Here is a 15,166-nt window from a genome sequence, read left to right on the forward strand (position 1 = left end):
ATAATATTAAACATTTTTAACGTAAACATTAAGAATATTCATCTTGTTATCTGTCTGTATTTTAACCAGAATTAAATCAGTATTAGATGCCGTATGAATATCTCGAAATGTTGCTGTGTATCACATACAAATTATCACCGCAGGACCATAGTATTTACATAAGGTTTGTCCCCCGGAGGTAGTCATCGCAGCAATCGAGTAAATTAGCTTCACCACGGTATATTGTTTCCGTAGAATACCCATAATTATAAGAGAGGTTGTTATGATTGAACGTGAACTGGGGAACTGGAAAGACTTTATCGAAGTTATGCTTCGTAAGTAATTCCCGAGACAAAGTATAAACAGCAAGAACCCGCTGAGCAGGTTCTTAATCGGAAAGTTGAAAAAGGCGACACATTGGCATGTCGCCTTTTTTATTGCTTATTCCGGGCGCGGCTTCAGCGGGAAGCGGCGGCGCACCAGCACAAAGAACAGCGGCACGAAGTAAATAGCCAGAATAGTGGCCGAAATCATCCCGCCCATTACGCCAGTACCCACCGCATGCTGACCACCGGAACCGGCACCCGTGCTGGTTGCCATTGGCAATACGCCGAAGATAAATGCCAGCGAGGTCATCAGAATCGGGCGTAAACGCTGACGGCAGGCGTGGAGCGTCGCTTCAAACAGGTCGTGGCCTTTTTGGTTCATCTCGTTAGCAAACTCGACGATCAGGATGGCGTTTTTCGCCGATAAACCAATGACCGTTAACAGGCCCACCTGGAAGTAAACGTCGTTTTCCAGCCCGCGCATCCAGGTTGCCAGCAGCGCGCCGATAACCCCCAGCGGCACGACCAGCATTACCGAGAACGGTACCGACCAGCTTTCATACAATGCCGCCAGACACAGGAATACTACCAGCAAGGAAATGGCGTACAGCGCCGGAGCCTGCGCGCCGGAAAGCCGCTCCTGATACGACATCGCCGTCCACTCCAGACCAAAGCCGTTTGGCAACTGCTTCACTAACGATTCCATAATATCCATCGCCGTACCGGTACTGACCCCCGGTGCGGCTTCCCCAACAATCTCAACCGCAGAATAACCGTTATAGCGTTCCAGACGCGGCGAGCCTGTCTCCCAGCGTGAGGTCGCGAAAGCAGAGAAGGGCACCATGCCGCCATCTTTATTTCGGACATACCAGAGATTAATGTCATCTGGCAGCATGCGATACGGCGCAGCTGCCTGCACATAGACTTTCTTCACGCGACCGCGATCCATAAAGTCATTCACATAGCTCGAACCCCAGGCGGTTTGCAGTGTGTCGTTAATATCGTCGATAGCAACGCCCAGCGCCTGAGCTTTACGCTGGTCGATATCAATCTGCAACTGCGGACTGTCATCGAGGCCGTTATGGCGCACACGGGTTAGCTCCGGGTTTTCCGCCGCCAGCGCCAGCAACTGGTTACGTGCTGCCATCAGCGCATCGTGACCTGCTCCAGCGTGGTCCTGCAACTCCATATCAAAACCTGCAGAACTACCAAGACCGCTAATTGCTGGCGGGCTGCTGGCGATAACGCGAGCTTCTTTAATCTTGTTAAACGCCTTCGTTGCACGCTCGATAATGGCAAATGAGGTGCCGGTCTTACTGTCGCGTTCGCTCCAGTCTTTCAGGCGGATAAACATTCGCGCCACGTTTTGCCCGTTACCCCCGGGGCCAGAACCAACAGTGGCAAACACCGACATGATGTTGTCTTTTTCATGGGTGAAGTAATATTTCTCGATTTGCTCAACGACTTTCAGGGTCTGTTGTTGGGTTGAACCGCTGGGCAATTGTACCGAGGTAGTAAACATGCCACGGTCTTCCAGCGGTAAGAACGACGTCGGCAAACGCAGGAACAGGAACACCATGCCGCCAAGCAGCAGGACATAAATCACAATCCAGCGCAGGCTACGGTGGAGAATTTTCGCCACCCCTTTTTCGTAGCGTTCGGCGTTGCGGTTAAACATCTGGTTAAACCAGGCAAAAAAGCCTTTTTGCCCGTGATGCTCACCTTTTTTCAGTGGCTTAAGTAGTGTGGCACACAGAGCCGGAGTGAGGATCATCGCTACCAGTACTGACAGCACCATCGCCGCAACAATGGTAATAGAGAACTGGCGATAGATGGCACCGGTGGTGCCGCCGAAGAAGGCCATTGGTACAAATACCGCCGAAAGAACCATCGCAATCCCGACCAGTGCCCCCTGGATCTGCCCCATCGATTTACGTGTGGCTTCGCGAGGAGTGAGTCCTTCCTCACTCATAATACGTTCGACGTTTTCCACCACCACGATTGCGTCATCCACCAGCAGACCGATCGCCAGCACCATCGCGAACATGGTTAAGGTGTTGACGCTGTAACCGAAGGCGTAAAGTACGGAGAAGGTTCCCATCAACACCACCGGCACGGCGATAGTGGGTATCAGCGTGGCGCGGAAGTTTTGCAGGAACAGATACATAACGAGGAAAACCAGAGCGATAGCTTCCAGCAGCGTTTTCACCACGTCTTCAATGGAGGCTTTAACAAACGAGGTGGTTTCATACGCCACCTTGTATTCCAGTCCGTGCGGGAAATACTGCGCCAGCTCGTCGAGACGATTGAGCACCAGCTCCGCTGTCGCCATTTCGTTTGCGCCGGAGGCCAGTTTTACCCCCAGCCCGGAGGCTGGCTTACCATTGAAGCGGCTAAGATAATCGTATTTCTCCGCCCCCATTTCGACGGTGGCGACATCGCCCAGCCTTACCTCTGAGCCGTCTTGATTCACCCTCAAGGTGATATCGCGGAACTGTTCTGGTGTTTGCAGCAGTGACTGGGCGTTAATGGTGGCGTTGAGCGCCTGCTTATCGACGGAAGGTGTACCACCAAGTTGCCCAACCGCAATCTGCGCGTTCTGTGACTCAATGGCATCAGTGACATCTTTAGCCGTCATCTGGAAACTGTTGAGTTTCGCCGGGTCCAGCCAGATACGCATGGAATATTGCGAACCATAGGCATCGATATCCCCGACGCCATTCACGCGGCTTAACGGGTCCTGAATATTACTGGCAACATAATCGGCAATATCCTGTTTATCCATCGAACCATCGGTAGAGACGAAAGCAATGGTCAGAATATTGGTATCGCCGGTTTTACGCACCGTCACGCCCTGATTTTGCACCGCCTGCGGTAACTTTCGCATGGCTGATTGCAGCTGGTTTTGTACTTGCTGCACGGCTTCGTCCGGATCGGTGCCTGCTTTAAAACTTAAAGTGACAGATGCCTGACCGGTGCCACTGCTCTGAGATGACATATACATGAGATTATCGAGGCCGGTCATATTTTGCTCGATAACCTGGGTCACGGTGTTTTCCAGCGTCTGGGCCGATGCGCCGGGATAGTTAGCGGTCACTCGCACATTCGGTGGCGCGAGATCGGGGTATTGTTCAACGGGCAATGAAAAAATCGCCAGGGTCCCTGTCAGACACAACAGGATTGCCAGCACCCAGGCAAAAATGGGGCGATCAATAAAGAAATTCGCCATTAAAAGAGGACCTCGTGTTTCTGCGTATCGTTGTAGGCTTGACTTGCTTCACTGTAGCGGCAAGGTACGAGCCAATCGTGGAGAAAAAAAGGAGTTAATGTAAATTATCATGCCCTTTTATACTGAACCTTAAGTGCAAGTATTCTTTGGTCAGTAGGAGGCATTACATCAACTGACTTTCCTCACCCTCCGCAGAGCGAAAGCTAATACTCACTAACGTGCCGCCGCCGGAAGGTTGTGAAAAAGTCAGCGTCCCACCCAGCCGTTCCGCGCGTTCGCGCATGATATTCAGACCATAATGACCTTCGGGTTCTTTCGGTTCACCGATACCAATCCCGTTATCACGGATATAAACCGTGTGATTGCCGTCCGGCGCGGTGACGCAACTGACGGCGATTTCGCTGGCGTTGGCGTGCTTCATCGCATTCAGCACCGCTTCGCGAATAATTTGCAACAAATGCACCTGCATTTGCGCATCCAGCGCCAGGGTTGGCAGACGGCAGTCGAGGGTCAGTTTGGCGCTGGTTTGATTTTGTAACGTATCCAGCATTTCCCTCAACGCGGAGGGGAGATCCGCCTGCTGCAGCGTCAGGCGGAAAGTAGTCAACAGCTCGCGTAACTGCCGATAAGCATCATTCAACGCCTGGGAAAAATCGGCCATGATACTTTGTGCGGTGGCGTTATCTTCCGGTATCGAACGCTTCAGTAACGTCAACTGGATACGTAAGTAAGAAAGTACCTGAGCCAGCGAGTCGTGCAATTCGCGGGCGATGGTTGCACGTTCTTCCATCAACAATAACTGCTGAAAATGCTTCTGCGCCTGATTAAAGTACAAACCGCGTCCCAGCATCGATGAAACACTGTTAAGCAGCGGTTCTGATGATGAAACGTGACTATTTTGCCAGTGCAGTTCGCCGTAAACCGTCTCTTGCATTGTCACCGGTAAAATCTGCATCGGCAATTCCGGGTTTGGTTGCCCTTCGCTAATCCGCCAGTTTTCACCGACATTTAACTCCAGATATTCAGCCGCTTCATTGTCGCGAACAATCTGCAAAATATGGCGGAAACAATGCACATCAATCTGGCTGGTGTTCAGCGCCTGGGAACATTGATACAACACCTCCAGACGACGCTTGGCCTCGTGGAGATCGCGGGTCTTTTCTTCTACTGACGCCTCCAGCGAAAGGTACAATTTATGCAGCTCGCTCGACATCTGGTTAAAGGTTTTTGCAAGCAGACCAAGCTCATTCGGCAGACTGGTATCCAGCGGCGGCGAGTCGAACTGCCCGTGTTCAATACGTTGACTGGCGGTAACCAGCTGATTCAGCGGGGCAACCACCTGATGGCGTATACGGCGCAAAGTAAAAAAGACCAGCGTGAAAATACCGATACCGCCAGCCAGGGAAATCGCCACCACCAGCAGCATTTTGCGTTCAGCGTAGTGCTGTAAAGCCAGCACGAACAGGTCTATCTGATTAACATAATTATTAATATTGGCCTGATACCACGGCAAATCGCCCTTGCTGAGCCGATTATTCATCTCCAGCCAGTTGGCATTCAGATGCGCATAGCGAGTTTTTACTGCTTCTGGCACATACCAGACGTTGAGATTGGTTAATACCGGTGAATGCAGTGCCTGCTGAAACAACTGGCGATGTGCATTGAGTTGTGGACTGCCACTTTGCAAGTCGTAGCCCAGGCGGTAACTCTGCATACGTAGCGATCCGGCAATATTGATAGCCTCAGCGTCGCGCAAACTGCTCGCCAGAGTTAGCAGAGCGATACCCGTGGAAAGAATCGACAGCAGCACAATGTAAAAAAAGGCCCGGGCCAGACTGGCCGAGACGGGTCGTTTAACAATCACACGCGTCTTCTCCACAAAAAATCATTAATGTTCCAGTTAGCTGAAACACAATTTAGTCAGTGATGGGATTATTTGATCTGCCACAGTTTATAGCGAAATAGTTACTTATTCTGGGCACATGAACATTGCCGATTCCCCTGTAAGTCGGGTAATAACAACACTCATATAAAGAATAAGGTTTTTACAACCAAAAAAGAAGGTCGTTATGAATCGTTTTATTATGGCCAACAGTCAGCAATGTCTGGGTTGTCATGCTTGTGAAATCGCCTGTGTCATGGCTCACAATGATGAGCAACATGTCCTGAGCCAACACCATTTTCATCCCCGAATTACGGTTATCAAACATCAACAGCAACGTAGTGCAGTGACCTGTCACCATTGTGAAGATGCGCCCTGCGCCCGTAGCTGCCCTAATGGCGCAATCAGCCACGTTGATGACAGCATTCAGGTCAATCAGCAAAAGTGTATTGGCTGTAAATCCTGCGTGGTGGCCTGTCCTTTTGGTACGATGCAAATCGTCCTGACACCCGTCGCGGCAGGAAAAGTAAAAGCCACGGCGCATAAATGCGACCTTTGTGCGGGGCGCGAAAACGGTCCTGCCTGTGTTGAGAATTGCCCGGCGGACGCGCTGCAACTGGTCACTGACGTCGCACTCTCCGGCATGGCGAAATCCCGCCGCTTGCGCACCGCGCGTCAGGAACATCAACCGTGGCATGCCAGTACCGCGGCGCAAGAAATGCCGGTAATGAGTAAAGTCGAACAAATGCAGGCAACGCCCGCGCGTGGCGAGCCGGATAAACTGGCGATTGAAGCGCGCAAAACCGGTTTTGATGAAATTTATCTGCCATTTCGCGCCGACCAGGCACAACGGGAAGCCTCGCGCTGCCTTAAGTGCGGCGAGCACAGCGTTTGTGAATGGACCTGCCCGCTGCATAACCATATTCCGCAGTGGATTGAACTGGTGAAAGCCGGAAACATCGACGCCGCCGTCGAGCTTTCTCACCAGACCAACACCCTGCCGGAAATTACCGGACGCGTTTGTCCGCAAGACCGTTTGTGTGAAGGTGCCTGTACTATTCGCGATGAGCACGGTGCTGTAACTATCGGCAACATTGAACGCTATATTTCAGATCAGGCGTTGGCGAAAGGTTGGCGTCCTGACTTAAGTCATGTCACCAAAGTGGACAAGCGGGTGGCGATTATCGGGGCAGGCCCGGCAGGGCTGGCCTGTGCGGATGTTCTGACCCGCAATGGCGTGGCGGTGACGGTGTACGATCGCCATCCAGAAATTGGTGGCTTGCTCACTTTCGGCATTCCTTCTTTCAAACTGGATAAATCCCTGCTGGCACGCCGTCGGGAAATCTTCAGCGCGATGGGGATTCACTTCGAACTCAATTGTGAAGTGGGTAAAGATGTCTCTTTGGATTCGCTTTTGGAACAATACGACGCGGTCTTCGTTGGCGTAGGCACTTACCGTTCCATGAAAGCGGGTTTACCCAATGAAGATGCGCCGGGCGTTTATGACGCGCTGCCGTTCCTCATTGCCAACACTAAACAGGTGATGGGGCTCGAAGAGCTACCGGAAGAGCCGTTTATCAATACCGCCGGACTTAACGTCGTGGTACTGGGCGGCGGCGACACCGCGATGGACTGTGTGCGTACTGCGCTGCGCCACGGCGCGAGTAACGTCACCTGCGCTTATCGTCGTGATGAAGCTAACATGCCAGGCTCGAAGAAAGAGGTGAGGAACGCCCGCGAAGAGGGGGCCAACTTCGAATTTAACGTCCAGCCGGTGGCGCTTGAGCTGAATGAACAAGGTCACGTCTGCGGGATTCGTTTCCTGCGCACGCGTCTTGGCGAGCCGGATGCCCAGGGGCGTCGGCGACCTGTACCGATTGAGGGCAGTGAATTTGTCATGCCAGCCGATGCGGTGATTATGGCGTTTGGCTTCAATCCACACGGGATGCCGTGGCTGGAGTCGCACGGTGTAACGGTAGACAAATGGGGCCGCATCATCGCGGATGTGGAAAGCCAGTACCGTTACCAGACCACCAATCCGAAAATCTTCGCCGGTGGCGACGCCGTGCGTGGTGCGGATCTGGTGGTTACCGCAATGGCAGAAGGACGTCATGCGGCACAGGGGATTATTGACTGGCTGGGGGTAAAATCAGTCAAATCTCACTGATAGCCTGCGCAGACAAACCCGACTTCACAGCGTAAGATAATTGTTCATTTCGCGCTGTGGAGTCGGTATGACGCAACAAATCACCCTCATTAAAGACAAAATTCTCTCCGATAACTATTTCACCCTGCACAACATTACCTACGATCTCACGCGCAAAGATGGCGAAGTTATCCGCCATAAACGTGAAGTTTACGATCGCGGTAATGGTGCGACGATCCTCCTGTACAACGCGAAGAAAAAGAGCGTGGTTCTGATTCGTCAGTTCCGTGTCGCTACCTGTGTTAATGGCAATGAAAGCGGGCAGCTGATTGAAACCTGCGCCGGGCTGCTGGATAACGACGAACCGGAAGTGTGCATTCGTAAAGAAGCGATTGAAGAGACGGGCTATGAAGTGGGCGAAGTGCGCAAATTATTTGAACTGTATATGTCGCCTGGCGGTGTGACTGAGCTAATCCACTTTTTTATCGCCGAATACAGTGACAATCAGCGCGCTAACGCCGGTGGCGGTGTTGAAGATGAAGATATTGAAGTGCTCGAGCTGCCGTTCAGCCAGGCGCTGGAGATGATCAAAACCGGCGAGATACGTGACGGTAAGACGGTGTTATTGCTTAACTATTTGCAAACGTCACATTTAATGGACTGAAAAATAACAATAATATTTCGTTGTTTATTATTGGCTCAATCCGACAAATCTGATTGAGCCGCGCTACCTGCGCAACGAAGATACGACTTGTGCTGTTTGTTTGAACTTCTGGGGTCGTACCGTCCATGCGCTATCGCATTTTCCTTCTCTTTTTTTTCGCTTTGTTGCCGACGTCTTTGGTGTGGGCGGCACCAGCGCAACGGGCGTTTTCCGACTGGCAGGTCACCTGTAATAACCAAAACTTCTGCGTGGCGCGCAATACGGGCGATCATAATGGACTGGTGATGACCCTGAGCCGCAGCGCCGGGGCGCATACCGATGCCGTTTTACGTATTGAGCGCGGCGGGTTGAAGTCGCCGGATGCGTCTGAAGGAGAGATAGCGCCACGGCTGCTGTTAGATGGTGAGCCGTTGGCGTTAAGTGGTGACAAGTGGCGGATTTCACCATGGTTATTAGTAACCGATGATACGGCAACCATCACCGCGTTTTTGCAGATGATTCAGGAAGGGAAGGCGATCACCTTACGCGACGGCAATCAGACCATTTCTCTGAGTGGCTTAAAAGCGGCGTTGTTGTTTATTGATGCTCAGCAAAAGCGCGTTGGCAGTGAAACCGCGTGGATCAAGAAAGGGGACGAACCGCCGCTCAGCGTACCGCCCGCGCCTGCGCTGAAAGAGGTCGCGGTGGTTAACCCAACGCCGACGCCACTCTCACTCGAAGAACGCAACGATTTGCTGGATTATGGAAACTGGCGGATGAATGGTCTGCGCTGCTCGCTTGATCCGTTACGTCGTGAGGTGAATGTCACTGCGCTGACTGATGATAAAGCGCTGATGATGATTAGCTGTGAGGCAGGGGCCTATAACACCATTGATTTGGCATGGATTGTGTCGCGTAAAAAGCCACTAGCCTCGCGCCCGGTTCGGTTGCGTTTGCCGTTCAACAACGGTCAGGAGACGAATGAACTGGAACTGATGAACGCAACATTTGATGAGAAATCGCGTGAACTGGTGACCTTAGCGAAAGGGCGCGGATTAAGCGATTGTGGCATTCAGGCGCGCTGGCGCTTTGACGGTCAGCGTTTTCGCCTGGTGCGTTATGCCGCAGAACCCACCTGCGATAACTGGCATGGGCCAGACGCCTGGCCCACGTTGTGGATCACCCGTTAAACAAAATTGCGGGGACATGTAGGCCGGATAAGACGCTGTAGGCCGGATAAGACGCGTCAGCGTCGCATCCGGCAATCAGCATCCGGCGATCACCATCAGGCACCTTTCACTCCCAGCACCTTATGCGCTTTTGCCACAATATTCTCGGCGGTAAAGCCAAAGAACGGGAACAGCTTATCCGCCGGAGCAGATTCCCCGTAACCCGTCATCCCGACAATTGCCCCTTTCAGACCAACATACTTGTACCAGTAATCGGCAATACCTGCTTCCACCGCCACGCGAGCCGCAACGTTAGAAGGCAACACCGACTCCCGATATTCCTCATCCTGGGCGTCGAAAATATCGGTCGAGGGCAGGGAAACTACGCGTACATTGCGACCTTCTCCTGCTAATTTCTCTGCCGCTTGCAGGGTAATTTCCATCTCTGAACCGGTGGCAATCAAAATAATATCTGGCTTACCGCCGCTGTCTTTCAGCACATAACCGCCACGAGCAATCTCTTTAACCTGATCCGGCGTACGTTCCACCTGGGCCAGATTCTGCCTTGAGAGGATCAGTGCCGTCGGTCCGTTGTGGCGCTCAACCGCCAGCTTCCAGCCCACCGCCGCTTCCACCTGATCGCACGGTCGCCAGGTGCTGAAATTTGGCGTTAAGCGCAGGCTGGCCAGTTGCTCAACAGCCTGGTGCGTCGGACCATCTTCGCCCAGGCCAATTGAGTCGTGGGTATAAACCATAATCTGCCGCGCTTTCATCAGTGCCGCCATCCGCGCGGCGTTACGGGCGTATTCAACAAACATCAGGAACGTCGCGGTATACGGCACAAAGCCGCCGTGGTGCGCGATGCCGTTGGCGATAGCGGTCATGCCAAATTCACGCACCCCGTAGTGAATGTAGTTGCCCGCTGGATCTTCCTTCAGCGAAACAGAACCTTTCCAGATGGTCAGGTTGCTGGGAGCCAGATCCGCCGAACCGCCGAGCAACTCAGGCAGCATCGGCCCGTAAGCGTTAAGCGTATTTTGCGAAGCCTTACGGGTAGCGATTTTCGCCGGATTTGCCTGTAACTCATTGATATATTTCTGAGTCGTTTTCTCCCAGTCCTTCGGTAAACCACCGCTCATCCGACGGGTAAACTCTTCTGCCAGTTGCGGATGAGCCTTTTTATAGGCGGCAAACTTCTCATTCCAGCTCTGCTGCGCTTTTTCGCCTTTTTCGCGGGCATCCCAGGCGTGATAAATCTTTTTAGGGATCTCAAATGGCGGATGGTGCCAGCCCAGTTTTTGCCGTGCCAGCGCCACTTCTTCTTCCCCCAGTGGTGCGCCGTGCGCCTCTTCCTTACCTGCTTTATTCGGCGAACCAAAGCCAATCACCGTACGGCAGATAATCAGCGACGGCTTATCTTTCACGCTTTGCGCTTCAAGGATCGCTTCCTTCACCGCCTGCGGATCGTGACCGTCGATTTCATGGATCACATGCCAGTGATAGGCTTCAAAACGTTTTGCCGTATCGTCGGTAAACCAGCCTTCTGTTTCACCGTCGATGGAAATACCGTTGTGATCGTAAAAACCAATCAGCTTGCCCAGTCCCAGCGTGCCTGCCAGCGAACAGACTTCGTGGGAAATACCTTCCATCAGGCAGCCGTCGCCCATAAACACATAGGTGAAGTGATCGACGATCTCATGGTCTGGCTGGTTAAACTGCGCCGCCAGTGTACGCTCTGCTATCGCCAGCCCGACGGCGTTCGCCAAACCTTGTCCAAGCGGGCCGGTGGTGGTTTCAACGCCTGGCGTATAGCCAATCTCCGGGTGGCCTGGGGTTTTCGAATGCAACTGACGGAAGTTCTTCAGTTCTTCCAGCGGCAGGTCGTAACCGGTCAGATGTAGCAAACTGTAGAGCAGCATCGACGCGTGACCGTTGGAAAGAATAAAGCGGTCGCGATCATACCAGGTTGGGTCGGTAGGATTATGTTTAAGAAAATCGTTCCACAGCACTTCGGCAATATCAGCCATGCCCATCGGCGCGCCGGGATGACCAGAATTGGCTTTTTGTACCGCATCCATACTGAGTGCGCGAATCGCATTGGCAAGGTCTTTTCGGGACATATAACACTCCGTGGCTGGTTTATAGTTTGGCGGCAAGAAGATCTTCCAGTTTGCGTTGATCAACAGCGAACAGACGAATGCCTTCAGACAGTTTTTCTACCGCCATCGCATCCTGATTGTGCTCCCAACGGAACTCCGCTTCGCTCATGGGTGCTGGGCGTGGGAACGTCTGAGAAGGCGGGATTAATTTACGTACCACTGGCGAAACTTTTTCCTGCAGCTCCTTCAGCAAATTCGGTGCGATAGTCAGTCGATCGCAGCCGGTTAAGGCGAGGATTTGTTCGGTGCGACGGAAGCTCGCGCCCATCACAATGGTTTCATAGTGGTGTTGCTTATAGTAGTCGTAGATATTGCGCACCGATTTAACGCCCGGATCTTCTTCCACCACATACGGGTCCATCGGCTTGCGTGCCTGATACCAGTCATAAATACGCCCGACAAACGGCGAAATCAGAAAAACGCCCGCTTCTGCACAGGCCCGCGCCTGGGCAAAAGAAAACAGCAGCGTCAGGTTGCAGTTAATACCTTCTTTTTCCAGCTCTTCGGCCGCGCGAATTCCTTCCCAGGTCGAAGCCAGTTTGATCAAAATGCGTGATTTCTCAACGCCTTGTTGCTGATACAAGTCCACCAGATGGCGCGCCTTTTCAATACTCTTTTCTTTATCAAAAGAGAGGCGTGCATCAACTTCTGTTGACACGCGACCGGGTACGATTTTGAGAATTTCAGCACCGAAATTGACTGCCAGTTTGTCACACGCTGCGACCACCTGTTGTTCCTGGGTCTTGCCATTTTTTTTACCCCAGGCGATAGCATCGTCTATTAAATGCTCATATTGTGATAATCCGGCAGCTTTGAGTAACAGCGAAGGATTGGTGGTGGCATCCTGGGGATGATAATGGCGAATGGACTCAATATCGCCGCTGTCTGCCACGACAGTGGTGAACTGTTTGATGCCGTCTAACTCGTTCATAGGAAATACTCCTTGAAAAGTAAAGTGTTAGATGAGTGCGTTAATTCACACTTCTGAGAAATTTCGCTAAACGCATCAAAAAAGCATAGCAGACAGGCATGGTATTGCTGGATTAAGCAGGTAACATCAGTGTTATAGGATTATTACCAAAACATTATATTAATGGTGAGAGTTTGGACTTGCTCAAAGTCTGTAGACTCCGGCAGGGTAATAATGTGCGCCACGTTGTGGGCAGGGGCTGTTGCCCACACACTTTATTTGTGAACGTTACGTGAAAGGAACAACCAAATGGATGACCAGTTAAAACAAAGTGCACTTGATTTCCATGAATTTCCAGTTCCAGGGAAAATCCAGGTTTCTCCAACCAAGCCTCTGGCAACGCAGCGCGATCTGGCGCTGGCCTACTCACCAGGCGTTGCCGCACCTTGTCTTGAAATCGAAAAAGACCCGTTAAAAGCCTACAAATATACCGCGCGCGGTAACCTGGTGGCGGTGATCTCTAACGGTACGGCGGTGCTGGGGTTAGGCAACATTGGCGCGCTGGCTGGCAAACCGGTGATGGAAGGCAAGGGCGTTCTGTTTAAGAAATTCGCCGGGATTGATGTATTTGACATTGAAGTTGATGAACTCGACCCGGACAAATTTATTGAAGTTGTCGCTGCGCTCGAACCGACCTTCGGCGGAATCAACCTCGAAGACATTAAAGCGCCAGAATGTTTCTATATTGAACAGAAACTGCGCGAGCGGATGAATATTCCGGTATTCCACGACGATCAGCACGGCACGGCAATCATCAGCACTGCCGCCATCCTCAACGGCTTGCGCGTGGTGGAGAAAAACATCTCCGACGTGCGGATGGTGGTTTCCGGCGCGGGTGCCGCAGCAATCGCCTGTATGAACCTGCTGGTAGCGCTGGGTCTGCAAAAACATAACATCGTGGTTTGCGATTCAAAAGGCGTTATCTATCAGGGCCGTGAGCCAAACATGGCGGAAACCAAAGCCGCATATGCGGTGGTGGATGACGGCAAACGTACCCTCGATGATGTGATTGAAGGCGCGGATATTTTCCTTGGATGTTCCGGCCCGAAAGTGCTGACCCAGGAAATGGTGAAGAAAATGGCTCGTGCGCCAATGATCCTGGCGCTGGCGAACCCGGAACCGGAAATTCTGCCGCCGCTGGCGAAAGAAGTGCGTCCGGATGCCATCATTTGCACCGGTCGTTCTGACTATCCAAACCAGGTCAACAACGTCCTTTGCTTCCCGTTTATCTTCCGTGGCGCGCTGGATGTTGGCGCAACGGCTATCAATGAAGAGATGAAACTGGCGGCGGTACGCGCGATTGCGGAACTGGCCCACGCCGAACAGAGCGAAGTGGTGGCTTCAGCGTATGGCGATCAGGATCTGAGCTTTGGTCCGGAATACATCATTCCAAAACCGTTTGATCCGCGCTTGATCGTTAAGATCGCTCCTGCGGTCGCTAAAGCCGCGATGGAGTCGGGCGTGGCGACGCGTCCGATTGCTGATTTCGACGTCTACATCGACAAGCTGACTGAGTTCGTTTACAAAACCAACCTGTTTATGAAGCCGATTTTCTCCCAGGCTCGCAAAGCGCCGAAGCGCGTTGTTCTGCCAGAAGGGGAAGAGGCGCGCGTTCTGCATGCCACTCAGGAACTGGTAACGCTGGGACTGGCGAAACCGATCCTTATCGGTCGTCCGAACGTGATCGAAATGCGCATTCAGAAACTGGGCTTGCAGATCAAAGCGGGCGTTGATTTTGAGATCGTCAATAACGAATCCGATCCGCGCTTTAAAGAGTACTGGACCGAATACTTCCAGATCATGAAGCGTCGCGGTGTCACTCAGGAACAGGCGCAGCGGGCGCTGATCAGTAACCCGACAGTGATCGGCGCGATCATGGTTCAGCGTGGGGAAGCCGATGCAATGATCTGCGGTACGGTGGGCGATTATCATGAACATTTTAGCGTGGTGAAAAATGTCTTTGGTTATCGCGATGGCGTTCACACCGCAGGTGCAATGAACGCGCTGCTGCTGCCGAGTGGTAACACCTTTATTGCCGATACCTACGTCAATGACGAACCAGACGCAGAAGAGCTGGCGGAGATCACCTTGATGGCGGCAGAAACTGTCCGTCGTTTTGGTATTGAGCCGCGCGTTGCTCTGTTGTCGCACTCCAACTTTGGTTCTTCTGACTGCCCGTCGTCGAGCAAAATGCGTCAGGCGCTGGAACTGGTCAGGGATCGTGCGCCAGATCTGATGATTGATGGTGAAATGCACGGCGATGCAGCGCTGGTGGAAGCGATTCGCAACGACCGTATGCCGGACAGCCCTTTGAAAGGTTCTGCCAATATTCTGGTGATGCCGAACATGGAAGCTGCCCGCATTAGTTACAACTTACTGCGCGTTTCCAGCTCGGAAGGTGTGACTGTCGGTCCGGTGCTGATGGGCGTGGCGAAACCGGTTCACGTGTTAACGCCGATCGCATCGGTGCGTCGTATCGTCAACATGGTGGCGCTGGCCGTGGTTGAAGCGCAAACCCAACCGCTGTAATTCTTTTTTAACTCTCACGCTTACCCTGAATATTCAGGGTAAGCGGTTTGGCTGCAATATATTAGTAAAGCTTATTACTGAGTTTGCGAATAATAAAAAAAGCAGTCTATATAATATCTCGATATTATTTTATT

Annotated in this window: 9 protein-coding genes; 5 read left to right on the top strand and 4 right to left on the bottom strand. The window is 52.3% G+C overall.

The window, feature by feature from the left end; all coding sequences use genetic code 11:
- The first annotated feature begins 262 nt into the window (after positions 1-262).
- The gene (ypfM, locus tag QZF50_RS04475; protein WP_001386977.1) at positions 263-322 is read left to right on the top strand and encodes a protein YpfM; all 60 of its coding nucleotides are present in this window, start codon (positions 263-265) and stop codon (positions 320-322) included.
- Between the two features lie 98 nt (positions 323-420).
- Here the strand turns inward: ypfM and acrD are convergent, their stop codons facing one another.
- Positions 421-3,534, bottom strand: coding sequence for a multidrug efflux RND transporter permease AcrD (acrD, locus tag QZF50_RS04480; protein WP_001273136.1), 3,114 nt, complete (start codon positions 3,532-3,534; stop codon positions 421-423).
- A gap of 163 nt (positions 3,535-3,697) precedes the next feature.
- Positions 3,698-5,398: a nitrate/nitrite two-component system sensor histidine kinase NarQ gene (narQ, locus tag QZF50_RS04485; RefSeq protein WP_000636129.1), complete on the bottom strand. Its 1,701-nt coding sequence runs from the start codon at positions 5,396-5,398 to the stop codon at positions 3,698-3,700.
- 205 nt (positions 5,399-5,603) lie between these two features.
- Here narQ and aegA point away from each other — a divergent pair, with 205 nt between their 5' ends.
- The 3 genes from aegA (at position 5,604) to QZF50_RS04500 (ending at position 9,395) form a co-directional block, all read left to right on the top strand.
- The gene (gene aegA, locus QZF50_RS04490) at positions 5,604-7,583 is read left to right on the top strand and encodes a formate-dependent uric acid utilization protein AegA (RefSeq protein ID WP_001078875.1); all 1,980 of its coding nucleotides are present in this window, start codon (positions 5,604-5,606) and stop codon (positions 7,581-7,583) included.
- Positions 7,584-7,650: 67 nt separating this feature from the next.
- A complete protein-coding gene (nudK, locus tag QZF50_RS04495) occupies positions 7,651-8,226 on the top strand; it encodes a GDP-mannose pyrophosphatase NudK (RefSeq protein ID WP_061892467.1) in 576 nt (191 codons plus the stop codon).
- A gap of 125 nt (positions 8,227-8,351) precedes the next feature.
- Positions 8,352-9,395: a DUF1176 domain-containing protein gene (locus tag QZF50_RS04500; protein WP_001270524.1), complete on the top strand. Its 1,044-nt coding sequence runs from the start codon at positions 8,352-8,354 to the stop codon at positions 9,393-9,395.
- A gap of 95 nt (positions 9,396-9,490) precedes the next feature.
- On the opposite strand, the gene tkt is transcribed toward QZF50_RS04500, so the two are convergent.
- Entirely contained in the window at positions 9,491-11,494 is a 2,004-nt protein-coding gene (gene tkt / locus QZF50_RS04505; protein ID WP_000087298.1) for a transketolase, read from the bottom strand.
- A gap of 19 nt (positions 11,495-11,513) precedes the next feature.
- Positions 11,514-12,464 carry a transaldolase gene (gene tal, locus QZF50_RS04510; protein ID WP_001003709.1) on the bottom strand — a complete coding sequence of 317 codons (951 nt, stop codon included), beginning with the start codon at positions 12,462-12,464 and terminating at the stop codon, positions 11,514-11,516.
- Positions 12,465-12,752: 288 nt separating this feature from the next.
- On the opposite strand from tal, the gene maeB reads away from it, so the two are divergent.
- Positions 12,753-15,032, top strand: coding sequence for an NADP-dependent oxaloacetate-decarboxylating malate dehydrogenase (gene maeB, locus QZF50_RS04515; RefSeq protein ID WP_000342642.1), 2,280 nt, complete (start codon positions 12,753-12,755; stop codon positions 15,030-15,032).
- Positions 15,033-15,166 lie beyond the last annotated feature (134 nt).

The sequence above is a fragment of the uncultured Escherichia sp. genome (genome assembly GCF_948475835.1).
Lineage (GTDB): Bacteria > Pseudomonadota > Gammaproteobacteria > Enterobacterales > Enterobacteriaceae > ECMA0423.

What these genes read in the sequence shown, in the direction of transcription:
- acrD (WP_001273136.1), bottom strand. Translation starts at nt 3,534, where the DNA reads ATGGCGAATTTCTTTATTGATCGCCCCATTTTTGCCTGGGTGCTGGCA.
- tal (WP_001003709.1), bottom strand. Translation starts at nt 12,464, where the DNA reads ATGAACGAGTTAGACGGCATCAAACAGTTCACCACTGTCGTGGCAGAC.
- tkt (WP_000087298.1), bottom strand. Translation starts at nt 11,494, where the DNA reads ATGTCCCGAAAAGACCTTGCCAATGCGATTCGCGCACTCAGTATGGAT.
- QZF50_RS04500 (WP_001270524.1), top strand. Translation starts at nt 8,352, where the DNA reads ATGCGCTATCGCATTTTCCTTCTCTTTTTTTTCGCTTTGTTGCCGACG.
- nudK (WP_061892467.1), top strand. Translation starts at nt 7,651, where the DNA reads ATGACGCAACAAATCACCCTCATTAAAGACAAAATTCTCTCCGATAAC.
- aegA (WP_001078875.1), top strand. Translation starts at nt 5,604, where the DNA reads ATGAATCGTTTTATTATGGCCAACAGTCAGCAATGTCTGGGTTGTCAT.
- maeB (WP_000342642.1), top strand. Translation starts at nt 12,753, where the DNA reads ATGGATGACCAGTTAAAACAAAGTGCACTTGATTTCCATGAATTTCCA.